Source organism: Streptomyces jumonjinensis, from assembly GCF_009600885.1.
Lineage (GTDB): Bacteria > Actinomycetota > Actinomycetes > Streptomycetales > Streptomycetaceae > Streptomyces > Streptomyces jumonjinensis.
Window position 1 is genome coordinate 12,233 of the sequence record NZ_VCLA01000031.1, and the last position, 15,501, is coordinate 27,733.

Below are 15,501 nucleotides of genomic sequence, written 5' to 3' on the forward strand. Positions count from 1 at the left end.
GACTGTCACCGAGACGGCGCGCGGCGGATTCGATGAGGAATCCGCCGTGCGCTGTCACCCGAGCGGGCCTACCGCAGTGTGCTGCCTAGTAGGCCTCTTGCTCCTGGGGGCCCTCATGACCCTCATGACCCTCATGGTCGTTGGGCTTGTCGCCGTAGCCGTAGTGGTCGCCGTGGCCTGGCTTGCCGGGCCCTTCATCGTGCCCGTGGCCCGGCCCGCCGGGGTGGTCGCCGTGGCCAGGCCCACCGGGGTGGTCGCCGTGGTCCGGTCCACCAGGCTTCTCACCGTGGCCGGGCCCGTGGTCACCGTGCCCGCCGGTGATGTTCCCGCCGGCGGTGTTTCCGAGGGTGGCATTCCCGGCGGTGTTGCCCTTCGTGTTCCCGGAGGTGCTGTTCCCGGCGGTGGTCCCCACGGTGTTCCCGGAGGTATTGCCGGAGATGTTGCCCGAGGTGCCTCCGCTCACGACGCCGACGATGGGTCCGCCCAGGAGGCCGCCGCTTACCAGACCGCCACTCACCAGACCGCCGCTGAGCAGACCGCCGGTGGTCGCACCGGCGATGGTTCCTGTCGTCGTCCCCGTGGTGGTTCCAGCGGTCGTACCGGTGGTGGTTCCGGTGGTGGTTCCGGTGGTCGTACCGGTCGTCGTCCCACCGGTGGTGGTGGTCGCGCACCCGCCGAGGAAGATTCTGTTGGTGTCGAGCGTCACGGCGCCGTTACGGGCCAGCGCCCGGCCCTCGATGTTCGTCCCCGTGGTCACACTGATCGAAGTCAGAGCCATGATGGTGCCCACGAAGGTGGAGTTGGTGCCGAGAGTGGCCGAACTCCCGATCTGCCAGTACACGTTGCACGCCGAAGCGCCGTTCGTGAGGAGCACCCGGCTGGAGGACGCCGTCGTCAGGGCTTCAGGAATCTGGAACACCCAGACCGAGTTCGGGTTCCCCCCGGCGTCCAGGATCAGGTCGCCGGTGAGCCCGACACCGGATACGGCGGTGTGGACGCCCGGGAGCAGCGTGTTGCCCATGCCGATTCCCGCCGGAAGCGCGAAGTCCGTGGCCTGGCCGGCCGCGTTGTTGTACGCCTGGACCAGGTCGGACTTGGCCTGGAGTGCGACAGCGTCCGCGGAGTGCACGGCGCCGAGTACCTGGCCGGGCGGGAATCCGGTGATGGCTGTCCCCGGGTGCACCCCGAGGTCGTGGCTGATCAGGGAGGGGCCGGTGTTGGTTACTTGCGAACCTGCCAGAACGGAGAAGCTCGCGGCCGTAGCGAGAGGTACGGGTGTCGCGATGGCCAGCGCCTGCGTCGGCGTCAGGGCGACCATCGCGGTGGCAATCGTTGCGGCAAGGGCCGAGGCCAGCAAGCCGGACAAACTACGGCGGTGAGCCGTTTGAGGGATCTTCAGCTTCACTCGAAAGGCCATTTTCTGTGGGGGGCCGTGGCATTCCGGGCCCTACCGATCGCCCGGGAATCCTTGTTGCTGTCGCTGCATATTACGCAGGGAAATCCATGTGTCAACAATAAGTAAGAGCATGGGGGGAATGATTGCGCATTCGACGGCGCAGCGCGCGATGAAAATACTTGAATTCATATTGTCGATCATCCGACATTCCCCGCATGTGCAGGGTTCGATTAACTCACATGAGGCAGCGCCGCCCACCTGTTCAGAAGTCCAATCCCGCCGCATGTGAAGGAGTGCCGCCAGCCAGGTGATCTCGCGAACTCGCCGCGCGGCGGGCGTGGCGGTCGATTCATCGTCAATTCGCTTGACCCTCGAAGCGGAATCGAGATATTCGTGATCCCGTCCTTCAGGAACTCTTGGTATTCCAGCCCGCAACACTCTCCACGCCCAAGCCGTTGACCAGCGCTGATGAAGAAGTCCGGCTGGATTACGAGCGGTCAACCGCCCCGGCCCTGACCTTCACCGGGCGTCCCACCCCGACGCCGGGGGCGCACCCTTCAGGCGCTGTCGGGATCCTCGCCGGGGTGAGCTGTCGGGGGCTTCCTCCGTCTCCGCCTGCCCTCTTGCGCCGATCACGCGCAGGGGTGAGGCTCGTGCGCATCGGTGCAGCCCACTCGGCAGAGGAGTGCCCAATGGCCCTGAAGTTCCTGGGGATTTGGCCCAACACCCCCGATGACGGCTCGCCCACGAGGTGGCTGGACGACACGACCGGTGACCTGATCATCCAGTCATGGAGGGCGGACGAGGAGACGATCCGGCAGGCTCAGGAAGTCGGCTCAGTACCGGGCCACTCCACGGACGTACCGGCACACGAGACCGTGATCCGGCTGCCCGCCGGCATGCTCCAGTTCATCCCCCGCCCGGACAGTGAGGACAACGGTGACAACAGCGGTACGTGAAGCACTCGCCAAGGCGCGGCGCGCAGCCATGCACCTTGAGATGCGGGACAGCTACATGCGGGATGACCCGGAGTTCATCCGCTGGCAGCAAGGGCGCCGGTACGACCCGGACGACCGCGCGTCATGGTGGCGCTCGTGGCTGGACGTGGTGGCCGAGACGACCGGCCGGGGTGTGGTCATGCGACGGCTACGCGTCGTGTCCGAGCCTCTGAGCGACTATGTGCGATACGAGTACGACGGCACGTTCACGAACGTCGCAGCGGGTGAGGACGTTCGTTGGCTGCCCCGTTCCCGAGCCCGGGGCCTGTTGCTCCCCGCGCTGGACGGCTGGGTCATGGACGAGGGAACCGTGATCCTGCACCACTTCAGCGGCGAGGGTCAGTGGACCGGTCCGCGTATGGAGGTCCACCACGACTCGGCATTGGCCACGCAGTACGCGACGGCCTACGAAGCAGCATGGGAGCGGGCTGTCCCGCACGCGGAGTACCGGCCGGTCTGACGCATACGGGAGACCCCGGGACCCGGCCGGTCAACCGGCCCGGCCCGCGCCGCCCTCCCGGTGCTCCACCCCCGGCCCCCGCCCTCGCCCCCGCAGCCCCGCCCGGCGGAGCTTCCCGGAGTGGGTGCGTGGCAGCGCGTCGTGGAACTCCAGCAGTCGGACCCGGAGTTCGGGCGACAGCTCCTCCCGGAGTCCGGCGAAGACCCGGGCCGCCGTGGTCGCGTCCGCCGGGATGCCGGGGGCCGGGACGACGTACGCCTTCGGCACCCAGAGGCCCACCGGATCGGCCACCGGCACCACCGCCGCCTCCGCGATCTCCGGCTGACGCAGCAGGGCCGCCTCCAGCTCCCCCGGCGACACCCGGTGGCCGAAGGACAGGAACAGATCGTCCGCGCGGCCCAGATAGCGCAGGCTCCCGTCCGGGGACCGGACCACCAGGTCTCCCGAGTGGTAGTGGCCGTCCGCGAACACCTCGGCCGTCCGCCCCGGATCGTCCGCGTAGCCGCGCATCAGCCCGGCGGGCCGCTCGGCGAGATCGATACAGAGCTCACCGGGGGCGCCGTCCGGGACCGTGCGCCCGGTCGCCGGGTCCAGCAGCGCCACCCGGTATCCGGGCAGCACCCGCCCGAGGACGCCCGGCACCGGCGCGCGGCCCGGCGGCTGGCCGATCAAGCCTGTGGTCTCCGTCTGGCCGAACCCGTCCCGTACCGCGACGCCCCACGCGTCCTGAAAGCCCCGGACCAGCCCGGGTTCCAGCGGCTCACCCGCCGATACCGCTTCCCGCAGCGCCGCCGGGCGCTCCCCGGGACCCGCCGCGAGCAGCCCCCGCCACACCGTCGGCGGGGCGCAGAAGGAGGTGATCCCCCGGGTGCGCAGCACCTCCAGCACGGTCTCCGGACGCGCCGCCGCCGGGGAGTCCACGGCCACCACCGTGGCCTCCGCGTTCCAGGGCACGAAGAACGAACTCCAGGCGTGTTTCGCCCAGCCCGGCGCGGAGACATGGAAGTGCCGGTCCCCGGGCAGCAGTCCGTTCCAGTACATCCCGGAGAGATGACCGATCGGATAGCTGGTGTGGGTGTGCTCCACCAGCTTGGGCCGGGACGTGGTGCCGGAGGTGAAGTACCGCAGCAGCGGATCATCCGCCCGCGTGGGGCCGTCCGGGCGGAACTCCGAGGGAGCCGCCCGGGACTCCCCGTACGGAATCCAGCCCGGCATCGCGTCCCCTGCGGGACTCCCGACCGCGATCCCGGTCCACGGCCGGGGCCGCGCCGTGGCGAAGCGCCCGGTGAGCGACGCATCGGCGACGACACAGCGCACATCCGCCCGGACGATCCGGTCCGCCAGCTCGACGGGGGTGAGGCTGGTGTACGCCGGGACCAGCACCGCGCCCAGCTTGATCGCGGCGAGCATCGTCTCCCACAGCTCCTCGCGGTTGCCGAGCAGCAGTAGTACGGGGTCGCCGCGCCGCACCCCGAGGCCGCGCAGCCAGTTCGCCGTCCGCGCCGAGCGGCGGGCGAGCTCGCCCCACCCCACGGCCCGGTCGTCCGCCGGATCGGAGCCGTCACGATACGGAGCGCGGTCCGCTCCCGCAGGGCGGGCTCGGCCGCGACCACGTCGAACCAGTCGAGCGCCCAGTTGAAGCAGGCGGGCCGGGGCCAGCGGAACGCCCGGCACGCGGCCTCCGGATCGGTGCGGTGCCGCAGCAGCACATCGCGGGCCGACCGGAATTCGGCGGTGGCACGGGAGTTCATACGACCATCTCCTCGACGGTCCGCGCCGGTGTCCGCCGCTCCGGTGTCCGCCGCTCCGTTGTCCGCCGCTCCGGCGTACCCCGCTCCGGCGTGCCCCGCCGCTCGCCGCCGTCGAGCAGCAGCGCGGCGGCGACCCGGTCGGCGTCCCGGTGGAATCCGGTCTCCGCGCCGGGCCTGCCGCTGCCGACCTGGGTAAACCAGCGGGTGTGCTCGGTGGGGATGCCCAGGGCGTGGACGCCCGGCAGCGGCTCCCCGTGGGCGTCCACCACCTGACCGCTGCCCGGGGTGACGTCCAGTCCGCCGGTCCGGTGGCGCTCCCCGTCCGTCCCGACGGTGACGAACTCCCGGATCAGCCCGTCGCGGAGCAGCCCCCGGATCAGCGGTGCGGTGTCCCGCCGCAGATCAGGCGTGGGGATGCGGGCGTCCACCAGCACCGCCACCGTCCGGGCCGAGCCCCGCACCCGGGGCGAGGAGACCAGGAACCCGCCGCCCGCCGGGTCCGGGGCGAAGACCGTCTCGGGTCCCGCGATCTCGACCAGCCCCTGCCGTATCAGCGCGTGGAGCTGCTCGACCCGCTCGGCGGGCGGTCCCGCCGACAGCAGGGAGTTCAGCGGCAGAAAGCGTCCGGCGAAGGCGTCCCGGTGGGACCCCGGCAGCAGTCCGCCGTGGTCGACGGCGTCGCGTACGGCGGAACGCAGATCCCGCAGCACATCGAGGGCCGCCTTCCGGGGTCCGCGCACATTGCCCAGCGCGGCCTCGGCGAGATCCCGTTCCATCACCCGCAGCAGCCGGTCGCGGAACTCCCCGGGGCCGGTGAAGTCCTCCCCGGCGAACGGCCGGGCGAGCGCCGCCGGGTCCAGCCCGGGGACGCCGCCGAGGCCCTCGCGGGCCAGCAGCGCCGCGGTGTCCCGCCCGTCCCGTACCGCAGCGGCGTGCCGTTTCGCGAACCGGGCGGCCCGCCGGGGCCCGGACCGGGCCCGTACCAGCGCCGTCCAGTACACCTGGTCCAGCTCCCGCAGCAGCGGCGGCAGCACGTCCTCGGCGAAGTCCAGCCGGCCGTCCCCGGTCGCGCGGGCCCGCCGGGCCCGCGCGGCGGCCAGCGCCTGGGCCGTCAGGAAGAGCGGCTGATGGCGGTGGCCGGGGCTCTTCTCGTTCCGTCCCCGCGCGGGGATGGGCAGTCCGCCGCGCGATCCGGCGACGATGCGCGGCTCCCGGCCGCTGGGCAGATAGCGCAGCGCGCCGCCGGGGTCCCGGGCGTACCGGCCGCCCCGGCCCACGGTGAGGGTGAGCAGCACATCGTGGAAGGAGAGCCCGAGTCCGCGGACGCCCACCGCCGCCCCGGGCGGCACCCGCGTCTCGTCGAGTTCGTCCTCCAGATCGGCCGCCGAGTCGCCGCGCACATAGCGGACGCCGGGGTGCCGCCGCGCGAAGTCCAGCAGCGCCCGCTCGGCGTCGTCGGGCTCCTTGAGCGGATGGCCGGTGGCGAGCAGCACCCGGTCGGCGAGGAGGGTGTGCGGCGGCCGGTCGAGGCCGAGGCGGTAGCCGCCCCCGTCGGCGGGGGTCAGCGAGAGGACCCGGGCGGTGACGGACTCCAGGGCCGCGTGGGGCGGCAGATGCCCGGCGACCGCGCGGTGGACGGAGCGCAGATACTGCCCGTAGACGGCCCGGGGGGCGTAGTCGTCGGGGCCGGGGACCCGCTCCCCGGGCCGTCTGCGGCCGGCCAGCCACTCGCCGAGCGAGGGGCCCGCGCCGGGCCGGGCGGGGCCGCCGTCGGGGCCGCCGGAGTACATGGTGACCTGCCCGGCGACGGTGTTCATCGTGTACCAGGGGGACTGGTCCGTACGCCAGATCCGCCCGGCCCCCACTTCGCGGGCGTCGATCGCGTAGATCCGTACGGGCCGTGGCGCGCAGCCGTCCCGGCGGGACTGTTCGTCCAGCCGTACGGCCAGCCGCTCCAGCACGGAGACTCCGCGCGGTCCGGTGCCGACGACGGCGAGGGTGAGGGGGGTCCGGGTGGTCATGATCTCTCCTTCAGCGGGGTGGGGGCGGGGGTGCCGAGCCGTGCCCCCTGGTCGTAGGCGCGCTGGACGTACGAGAGCATGTCGATCAGCTCCTCGGCGCGCGGTGCCCGTGCCTCCGGTCCGGCGGCCGTCCGTACCGGCATCGCGCCGGCGGTACGCCACTGGAGGCTGCCGAGCCCGTCGATGAAGCCGCGGCTGCGGTTGGCGTTGTCGGCGTGGAGGCAGTACGGCACGTCGAGCAGGCCGGTGCGGAAGGCCCGGATGAGGGCGGTGCCGATGTCGGGGGCGAGCTCCAGCACGGCTTCCACCAGGGCGCGGGCCTCGGCGAGCACACCGAACTCCCTGTCGTCCGGGGCCCCGTACGACGGGGGAGTGGACCGGGCGGCGGCAGCCGCGACCTCCAGCGCCAGCACACTGTCCTGAACGGCCGGGATGCGATGGGCCTCCGCCGGGGTCTTCACGATGAGCCGCTCGACGCCGGTACGGGCGGCGAGTTCCGCGCCCGCGCGCAGCAGGGCGAGCGCGCCGTGCCGGGAGCGCGGGAACACGCCCATATAGCTGTAGAGGACCAGATGCCGGTCGAGGCCGGGCAGATACTCGGCCGCGAGCAGCCGCAGCGCGGCCAGCGCCTCGGCGTCCTGGGCGGGGCTGGTCTGCTGGGCGTAGCTCAGGGAGACGCTGCGCAGCCCGTACCGCCGGAAGAACAGCCCTTCGAGCACGCTCATGGCGACCAGGAGGGAGGGCGGGCAGAGCTGTCCGAGCAGACAGCCGCCGAAGCTCTCCAGATGGGCCGTGCCGCCGGAGCGCTCGGCCAGCAGCTCACAGGCGCGGGCCCACGCGCTGACCGCGTCGGCGAGCGGGGTGCGGCTGTACGGCAGACAGTAGGAGACCGGTCCGCCCTCGGTGGCGTCGAGCCCGGCGGCCAGCAGGGTCTCCACGATGGGGAGCGGGTCGGCGGAGCCGTGGCGTATCTGGACGGCGAAACCGGGCTCGTTGTCGCCGGGTTCGCCGTCGCAGGGCTCGTCGTTGCCGGGCTTGCCGTCGTCGGACGCTCCGCCGAGCAGGCCGTCGAGCATCCGCCGGACGGCGGCCGGGCCGTGGGCGACGATCGGGTAGCCGTTGAGATCGGTTCCGGCGTCGAGCGCGGCGCGGGCGGAGGCGTGGTCGCCGACCCGGGTGTAGCTGTCCACGGTGACCGTGCCGACGGTACGGGCGCGCGCGGCGCGCACCGCGAGCAGCCCTTCCCGCATCCGTCCGGTGTCCGGGAAGCCCATCCGGGGCTGGACCACGAGTTCGCCGTCCCGGTGTGCCGCGCCGACTGCGGCGGCGAAGGGGGAGAGCGGCGGGCGCGGGGTGCTCATGACACGCCTGCCGGGGAGACGGGTGCCGGGGGAGCGGCTTCCGTCCCCGGAGCGGGCTCCGGGGACACGGCTTCCAGCGCGGGAGGGGCCTCCCCGACCAGACGCCGGAACGCCTCCGTCCCGTCCGCCTCCTCGAAGACCGCGTCGAACCCGGCGGCGAGCAACGCGGGCCCGAAGGAGCCCGCTTCGGCCCCCGCGACCCCCAGCTTGCCGCCGATGACGGCGGGGAGCGCGCGCAGCTCCGGCAGCTCCCGCAGCAGGGCGATCATCCGGCCGCCGTCCAGCGCGCCATGGCCGTTGACACTGCTGATCACCAGCAGATCGGGGCGGAGCCGGCGGCACTCGTCGATGAGCAGCCGGTCGGGGACGCAGCTGCCGAGATTGGTGACCTGGTGCCCCATCTCCTCCAGCAGCAGCTGAAGGAAGACGAGATTCCAGGTGTGGGCGTCGGACGACACCCCGGAGACGACGACATGACGGCGGCGGCGCTCGACAAGGGTGGAGTTCATGAGGGATCACTCCTGGTGGGGCTCCGGGGACCCGGGCGGTGGGCCCGGTGGGCTCGGTGGGTCTGGTGAGCCCGGTGGGTCTGGCGGGTCCGCTCCGGAGCGGGTATCACTTGCTCTCTGAGTCTGATCCCGGCCCACGACCGGGGGTATCCCCAGATCAAGGGGGGTGCCCTCACGCCTGCGCCCTCACACCCCCCTGCCACCACCCGGGCCCCCGCGACCGGTCACACGGGCCCCAGCAGGACCTCCCCGCCCGCCTCCTCCAGCTCCAGCACCCAGACGTCGTTGACGCCCTCCCTCAGCACCGGACCCGGCACGAAGAGGGAGTCCTGCGGCCCGGCCGACCAGTAGCGGCCCAGGCACACCCCGTTCACCCAGACGAAGCCCCTCGTCCAGCCGGGCAGCTCCAGCCGCGCGTCCCCGGGGGACGCCACCCGCGCCGCGCCCCGGTACAGACCGGCCGCCCCGCCCGGCGGCGTACGGAAGGACACCCGGTCCACCGCCTCCGCGCCGAAGGCGGACAGCCGCAGCCCCCGGGCCCGTACCCCGTGCAGATACTGCCGTTCGTGCAGTATCCCGCCCGTGATGCCCTTCGGCTCACCGGTCCTCGGGCCGTAGTTGACCCGCCCCAGGGACTCCACCCACAGCTCCACCTCCGCAGGCCCCGCCACCGGCTCCGGAAGCGTCCCGGACTCCTCCGTCAGCACCCCCGCCCGCACTCCGTCGACGTACGCCACCGCACGGTCCCGCAGCCCGGTCACCCGCAGGGAGAAGGGGCGGCGCGGCCCCGGCACCCGTACCCGGTAGCGCACCAGGCCACGGTCCACGCCCAGCTCCTCGAAGGTCGGCGGGACCGGGCTCTCGATCTCGTCGTCGCCGAGCCGCTCCAGCACCTCCGCCAGCGGCGCCCACGCGTCCGGCACGGCCCGCACCGGCCCGCCCAGCACGGGGAGCGCGGGCGGCACCGCCGGAAGCGGACCGTCCGCGTACTCCTCCAGCACCTCACGGAAGCGCCAGAACTTCTCGGTGGGACGGCCCGCCTCGTCGATCGGCGCGTCATAGTCGTACGAGGTGACCGTCGGCTCGATCGTCCGGTCCTGGAGCTCGCCGGAGCGGTTCGCCCCCGCCCAGCCGCCGAAGTTGGTCCCTCCGTGCGCCATGTACACATTCACCGACGCACCGAGCGCGAGGATCTCCCGCAGCGTCCCCGCCGCGTCCCGCGCGTCCCGTACGGCGTGCTCCTCGCCCCAGTGGTCGAACCAGCCGCACCAGAACTCCATGCACATCAGCGGCCCGTCGGGCCGGTGGCGGCGCAGTGTGTCGAAGGCGTCCCGCGCCTTCGAGCCGAAGTTCACCGTCGCGAGGACGCCCGGCAGCGAACCGCCGGTCAGCATATGGTCCTCGGGCCCGTCGGAGGTGAACAGCGGGACCCGTATCCCGCACTCCCGCACGATCTCCGCGAGCTGCCGCAGATACTCCGCGTCGCTGCCCCAGCTGCCGTACTCGTTCTCGATCTGCACCATGATCACCGGACCGCCACGGCCGATCTCCCGCTCCGCCGCCTGCGGCAGCAGCCGGGCGAACCAGCGCCGTACCAGGGCGAGATACTCCGGGTCCGCCGTGCGCATCCGCCGCCCCAGCGCGCCGGTCAGCCAGTGCGGCAGCCCGCCGTTCTCCCACTCGGCGCAGATGTACGGGCCCGGCCGCACGATCGCCCAGAGCCCGGCCCGCCGCGCCGCGTCCAGAAACCGGCCGAGCGCCCCGGGGTCGTCCCACTCGCCCGGCGCGGGCTCATGGAGATTCCAGGGGACGTACGTCTCCACGCAGTTGAGCCCCATGGCGCGCAGCATCGCCAGCCGGTGGTCCCACTGCTCCTCGCGCACCCGGAAGTAGTGGAGCGCGCCCGACAGCAGCCGCACCGGCCGGCCGTCCACCAGGAAGTCCGTCTCACCCACCCTGAAATCCGCCATTTCCCCACCATCGGCTCTGGCGGCGGACCGGTCCATGGACAAAGATCGGCGCTGTTTGGACACAACCCCGGAGGCGGAGGCGGATGTACCACACCTGGATGCGCTACTTCACTCCCGGCCCGGTCCATCACCGTCTGGGCCTGGTCTGTCTCGGTGTCGGGCTTCAGCACGGCGCGCTGCCCACGGTCGGCCCCCGCACCCTCGACCACCATGTCGCCGTCGTCATCGGCGCGGGCCGGGGCTGGTACCGCACCCCGGACGGGGAGCGCACCGAGATCATCGCGCCCGCGCTGATCTGGCTCGTCCCGGGAGTGCCGCATCACTACGGCCCCGACCCCGGCGGCTGGGACGAGAGCTTCGTCGACTTCACCGGATCGGCCACCGCCACCTACACCGAGCTCGGCTACATCGAGACCGAGCGGACCGTCGTCCCGCTCTCCGACACGGCGGGGCCGCGCGCCGCAGTCGGCCGGATCGCCAGGGCCGCCCGCCGGGGCAATCCGCTCCTCGAAGTCGAGACCGCCGCCGCCGTCCATGAGCTGCTCGTCGCCCTGCGCCGGGCCCGGGCCGACACCAACCCGGCGGGAGACCCGGTGCTCACCGCGCTCGCCCGGGACGCCTTCCTCCCGCTCTCCGTCGCCGAGCACGCGGCGCGCAACCGGATGACCCCCGCCGAGCTGCGGGCCGCCGTGCGCCGGGGCGCCGGATGCAGCCCCAAGGACTATCTGCTCTCGCTCCGCCTCGGCCGCGCCAAGGAGCTCCTCGCCGCCACCGAACTGCCCGTCGCCGCCGTCGCCCGCCGGGTCGGCTACGAGGACCCGGCCTACTTCTCCCGGCTCTTCACCCGCCGGGTGGGAACGGCCCCCATACGCTTCCGCCGCCAGCAGGGACGCGCCGTCCCCGGCGGCTGGAGCGACCGCGTCCCGCATCCCGAGCACCCCCCGACGATCCCCACCGCGTCCACGTAAGCTCGCAGACCATGACCACCAGGCACATCGACGCGAGCGTACGGGCCGAGCTGGAGAGGCTCCGGGGAAGCATCGACAACATCGACGCGGCCCTCGTCCATATGCTCGCCGAACGGTTCAAGAGCACTCAGCAGGTCGGCCGGCTCAAGGCCCAGCACCAGCTGCCCCCCGCCGATCCGGAGCGCGAGGCCCGGCAGATCGAACGGCTGCGGGAGCTCGCGGTGAGCGCGAGGCTCGACCCGGCGTTCGCCGAGAAGCTGCTCAACTTCATCATCGCCGAGGTGATCCGCCACCACGAGACGATCGCGGCCAACCCGGACGGCTCCGATCCGGAGCCCACCGGCTGAACGCCCGGCCTGTCTGCCCGGCTGCCGGTACCGGCTTCGTCACAGTACGTAGCCGATCCGGTGGCCGGGAAGCATACCGCGCTCGAAGCCCGTACGGGGCCTGTGAGCGCCGAGGCACACTCCGATGCGCTGACAGCGCAATCGATACCCCGTGTGCTCGGCGGCTCCCATCAGGCAGCATTGCCCTCATGTCCGTACTCACGCGCGACGAAGCGCAGAACAGAGCCCAGCTTCTCGACGTCCACCGGTACCTGATCGACCTCGATCTGACCAGTGGAACCGAGGTCCCTCCCGAATCATCCGGGGGCGGGGAGGAGACTTTCGGCTCCCGTACTGTCATACAGTTCACCGCCCGCGCGGACGCGGACACCTTCGTCGAGCTCAAGCCGGCCGTACTGCGCTCCATCGCCCTGGACGGAGAGCCCCTCGATCCCGCCCTGCTCGACGGCAGCCGGTTCCCGCTCACCGCGCTGAGCGCGGGCGAGCACGAGCTGGTGGTCGAGGCGGACATGCGGTACTCGCGCACCGGCGAGGGCATGCACCGTTTCACCGACCCCAGCGACGGTGAGACCTATGTCTACACCCAGATGTTCCTGGACGACGTCCAGCGGGTCTTCGCCGCCTTCGACCAGCCGGACCTCAAAGCCGTCTTCGAGGTGACGGTGAAGGCGCCGGAAGGCTGGAGCGTCCTCGGCAACGGCGTCGCCGCCCACGACGGCGACGGCGTCTGGACCTGTGCCCCCACCCCTCCGCTGGCCACCTACTTCGTCGCCGTCGCGGCCGGACCCTGGCACTCGGTGCGCACCGAGCACGCCGGGCTCCCCTTCGGGCTGCACTGCCGCCGCTCGCTCGCCGAGTACCTCGACGTGGACGCCGAGGAACTCTTCGAGGTCACCCGCCAGTGCTTCGACCGCTTCCACGAGAGGTTCGAGGAGCCGTACCCCTTCGACTCCTACGACCAGGCGTTCGTCCCCGAGTTCAACGCGGGCGCGATGGAGAACCCCGGACTGGTCACCTTCCGCGACGACTTCGTCTTCCGCTCCGCCGTCACCGACACCGAGCGGCAGACCCGGGCCATGGTCGTCGCCCATGAGATGGCCCATATGTGGTTCGGCGACCTCGTCACCATGGTGTGGTGGGACGACCTCTGGCTGAACGAGTCCTTCGCCGAGTACATGGGCTTCCAGATCCTCACCGAGGCCACCCGGTACACCGACACCTGGGTCGACTTCGCGGTCAACCGCAAGGGCTGGGGGTACGACGCCGACCAGCGGCCCTCCACCCACCCCGTCGCCCCCGACCCGGACGCCGTCCCCGACACCGCGTCCGCGATGCTCAACTTCGACGGCATCTCCTACGCCAAGGGCGCGTCGGCGCTGCGGCAGCTGGTGGTGTGGATGGGGGAGAAGGACTTCCTCGCCGGGATCAACATCCACTTCGCCCGGCACCGGTTCGGCAACGCGACCCTGGCCGACTTCATCGACTCCCTCGCCGAGGCCACCGACCGCGATGTCCACTCCTGGGCACGGGCCTGGCTGCGCACCAGCGGGGTGGACACCCTGCGCCCCTCGGTCACCGAGTCGGGCGGCACCTGGTCGCTCGCCGTCGCCCAGGACGGCGAGAGGCCGCACCGGGTCGCGGTGGCCGCCTACGACCTCGATCCGGTCGACCCGGACCGGCTGGCGCTGCGCGAGCGCTTCGAACTGGACGTGCCCCAGAGCGAGCCGGACGGGCCCCACCCCGGCCGCCGCCCCGCGCTCGTGGTCCTCAACGACAACGACACCACCTATGCCAAGATCCGCTTCGACGCGGCCTCCTGGGAGACCGCACGCCGGGTGCTCTCCTGCATCCCCGACCCGCTGACCCGCGCCGTCGTCTGGAACGCGGCCCGGGACATGGTCCGCGACGGCGAACTCGCCCCCATGGAGTATCTGGAGACCGCCCGCGCCCAGCTGCCGCGCGAGTCGGATCTCGCGATCGTGCAGGGGGTGCTCGCCTTCGCGGTCGGGCAGATCGGCGGCTGCTATCTGCCCGCCGAGGAGCGGCCCGCGGCGCTCGGGGTCATCAGGGAGATCTGCCGCGCGCTGATGCGCCGTACGGAGGACGGCAGCGACCCCGGGCTCCGGCTGATCGCGGTACGCCACTTCATCGCGGCGGCGGCCCAGCCGGAGACGATCCAGGAGTGGCTCGCCGACGGCAGCGTCACCGGCGGCCCCGAGCTCGACCCGGAGCTGCGCTGGCGGATTCTCTTCCGGCTCGCGGTCCTCGGCGCGACGGACGAGCGGGCGATCGCGGCGGAGCTGGAGCTCGACCCGAGCGCCATGGGCCGCGAGGGCGCGGCCCGCTGCCGGGCGGCACTGCCGGACCCGGAGGCCAAGGCCGCGGCCTGGGAACGGATGTTCGCCGACGACTCCCTCTCCAACTACCTCTTCACGGCGACGGCCCAGGGCTTCTGGCAGCCGGAACAGGCCGAGCTGGTACGGGAGTGGATTCCGCGCTACTTCCCGGCGGCGGTGGAGCTGGCGGCCCGCCGCGGCCCGGCGATAGCGGAGCTGGCGGGCCGTTTCGCCTTCCCCCTGCACACGGTGGACAAGGAGACGCTGGACCTGGGCGAACGGTGCCTGCGGGACATGGAGATGACCCCGGCCCTCCGCCGCCGCCTGGTGGACCAGCTGGACGACGTCCGCCGGGCGCTCTCGGTCCGGGGGGCCTGACCCGGACGCCGCGCCGTACCGGTGGGCGAGCCCTGCCCGCCCACCGGTCGCGGGGACCACGGCTTCAGACGGTCGCGGAGACATGGCCTCAGGCCGTCGCGGGGACATGGGCCTCGGGCTGTCGCGGGGACATGGGCCTCGGGCTGTCGTGGGGACATGGGCCTCGGGCTGTCGTGGGGACTACGGCTTCAGACCGTCGCGGGGACCACGGCCCACACCTGTCGCCCCTCGACCGTGCTCTCCGTGCCGCAGCTCAGCGCGCCGAGCCCCTGGAGCCGGGTCAGGACGCCCTCGCTCAGGGGCGGCGGGTCCGCCCGGTGGCTGAGCGCCAGCGCGAGGATCCGGCGGTTCTCCTCGGCGAGGTGAAGGCTGATGTGCCGGCCGCCGTCGGCCGCGGTGGTGGAGACGAGAAGCCGGACGACGGCCTCCAGACCGGCCGGCATGGGCAGGCCCCACCGGGTGAGCTGCCGCTCGACGTTGCGCACCGCCCGTGCTTCGGCCCAGGGCCGGGCCTCCAGCGTCCACGCGGCGCCCTGCCGGTTCGCCATGATCCGGCGGGCCCGGCTGCCGGTCGTCGTACGGACCGGCTCGGCTGCCCCTGCCCCGATGGGCCGCTCGGACGGCCGGGGCGGGTTCGGCGGCTTCTTCGGCGGCGGCGGGGTCTTGGGGGGATGGTCCGGCGGATTCGGTGAGTTCGACGGGTTCGGTGAGTTCGACGGATTCGGCGGATTCGGTGAGTTCGGCGGATTTGATGGGTTCGACGGATTCACTGACGAGCTCCGTGGCTCCATATCCCCATCGTAAGGGGCAAATTGGGCCTCTGCCCAATGAGTTGCGCGGACAGCCGCGAAGCACGCGCGCTCAGCTCGCCCCGCCGGATGAGCGCCCTCGCCGGACCAGCGCCCTCGCCGGACGCGTACTCCCGCCGTACGTGCGCCCCGGGCTCATGCCCCGGCCAGGTGCGGGCGTCCCGGGTCCCTGGTCCCTGGTCCGGGCCCCTGATTCG

Annotated in this window: 11 protein-coding genes and 1 pseudogene; 5 read left to right on the forward strand and 7 right to left on the reverse strand. The window is 72.6% G+C overall.

Going from position 1 to position 15,501, the window contains the following annotated elements:
- Positions 1-85 precede the first annotated feature (85 nt).
- The gene (locus tag FF041_RS04455) at positions 86-1,405 is read right to left on the reverse strand and encodes an ice-binding family protein (protein ID WP_323391198.1); all 1,320 of its coding nucleotides are present in this window, start codon (positions 1,403-1,405) and stop codon (positions 86-88) included.
- Positions 1,406-2,088: 683 nt separating this feature from the next.
- Here FF041_RS04455 and FF041_RS04460 point away from each other — a divergent pair.
- Positions 2,089-2,355, forward strand: coding sequence for a hypothetical protein (locus tag FF041_RS04460; RefSeq protein ID WP_153521112.1), 267 nt, complete (start codon positions 2,089-2,091; stop codon positions 2,353-2,355).
- The gene (locus tag FF041_RS04465; RefSeq protein WP_350802320.1) at positions 2,336-2,854 is read left to right on the forward strand and encodes a DUF6879 family protein; all 519 of its coding nucleotides are present in this window, start codon (positions 2,336-2,338) and stop codon (positions 2,852-2,854) included. The genes FF041_RS04460 and FF041_RS04465 overlap by 20 nt, the downstream gene beginning before the upstream one ends.
- A 30-nt stretch (positions 2,855-2,884) precedes the next feature.
- Here FF041_RS04465 and FF041_RS04470 read toward each other — a convergent pair.
- The 5 genes and pseudogenes from FF041_RS04470 to FF041_RS04490 form a co-directional block, all read right to left on the reverse strand.
- Positions 2,885-4,605: pseudogene (locus FF041_RS04470) on the reverse strand (AMP-binding protein).
- Positions 4,602-6,626 (reverse strand): FAD/NAD(P)-binding protein, encoded by a 2,025-nt coding sequence (locus FF041_RS04475; RefSeq protein WP_153521113.1) that lies wholly within the window; start codon positions 6,624-6,626, stop codon positions 4,602-4,604. The pseudogene FF041_RS04470 and the gene FF041_RS04475 overlap by 4 nt, the downstream one beginning before the upstream one ends.
- Positions 6,623-7,987 (reverse strand): methylaspartate mutase, encoded by a 1,365-nt coding sequence (locus tag FF041_RS04480; RefSeq protein WP_153521114.1) that lies wholly within the window; start codon positions 7,985-7,987, stop codon positions 6,623-6,625. Before FF041_RS04480 ends, FF041_RS04475 begins: the two co-directional genes overlap by 4 nt.
- The gene (locus tag FF041_RS04485; RefSeq protein ID WP_153521115.1) at positions 7,984-8,496 is read right to left on the reverse strand and encodes a cobalamin B12-binding domain-containing protein; all 513 of its coding nucleotides are present in this window, start codon (positions 8,494-8,496) and stop codon (positions 7,984-7,986) included. Before FF041_RS04485 ends, FF041_RS04480 begins: the two co-directional genes overlap by 4 nt.
- A gap of 224 nt (positions 8,497-8,720) precedes the next feature.
- The gene (locus tag FF041_RS04490) at positions 8,721-10,466 is read right to left on the reverse strand and encodes a glycoside hydrolase family 35 protein (protein WP_153521116.1); all 1,746 of its coding nucleotides are present in this window, start codon (positions 10,464-10,466) and stop codon (positions 8,721-8,723) included.
- Between the two features lie 83 nt (positions 10,467-10,549).
- On the opposite strand from FF041_RS04490, the gene FF041_RS04495 reads away from it, so the two are divergent.
- From FF041_RS04495 to pepN, 3 genes are all read left to right on the forward strand, one after another.
- Positions 10,550-11,434, forward strand: coding sequence for a helix-turn-helix domain-containing protein (locus FF041_RS04495; RefSeq protein ID WP_153483449.1), 885 nt, complete (start codon positions 10,550-10,552; stop codon positions 11,432-11,434).
- 11 nt (positions 11,435-11,445) lie between these two features.
- Entirely contained in the window at positions 11,446-11,781 is a 336-nt protein-coding gene (locus FF041_RS04500) for a chorismate mutase (RefSeq protein WP_153483448.1), read from the forward strand.
- Positions 11,782-11,969: 188 nt separating this feature from the next.
- On the forward strand, positions 11,970-14,495 hold the full coding sequence (gene pepN, locus FF041_RS04505; protein ID WP_153521117.1) for an aminopeptidase N: 2,526 nt from the start codon (positions 11,970-11,972) through the stop codon (positions 14,493-14,495).
- A gap of 188 nt (positions 14,496-14,683) precedes the next feature.
- Here the strand turns inward: pepN and FF041_RS04510 are convergent, their stop codons facing one another.
- Positions 14,684-15,043, reverse strand: coding sequence for a hypothetical protein (locus FF041_RS04510; RefSeq protein WP_153521118.1), 360 nt, complete (start codon positions 15,041-15,043; stop codon positions 14,684-14,686).
- Between the last annotated feature and the right edge of the window lie 458 nt (positions 15,044-15,501).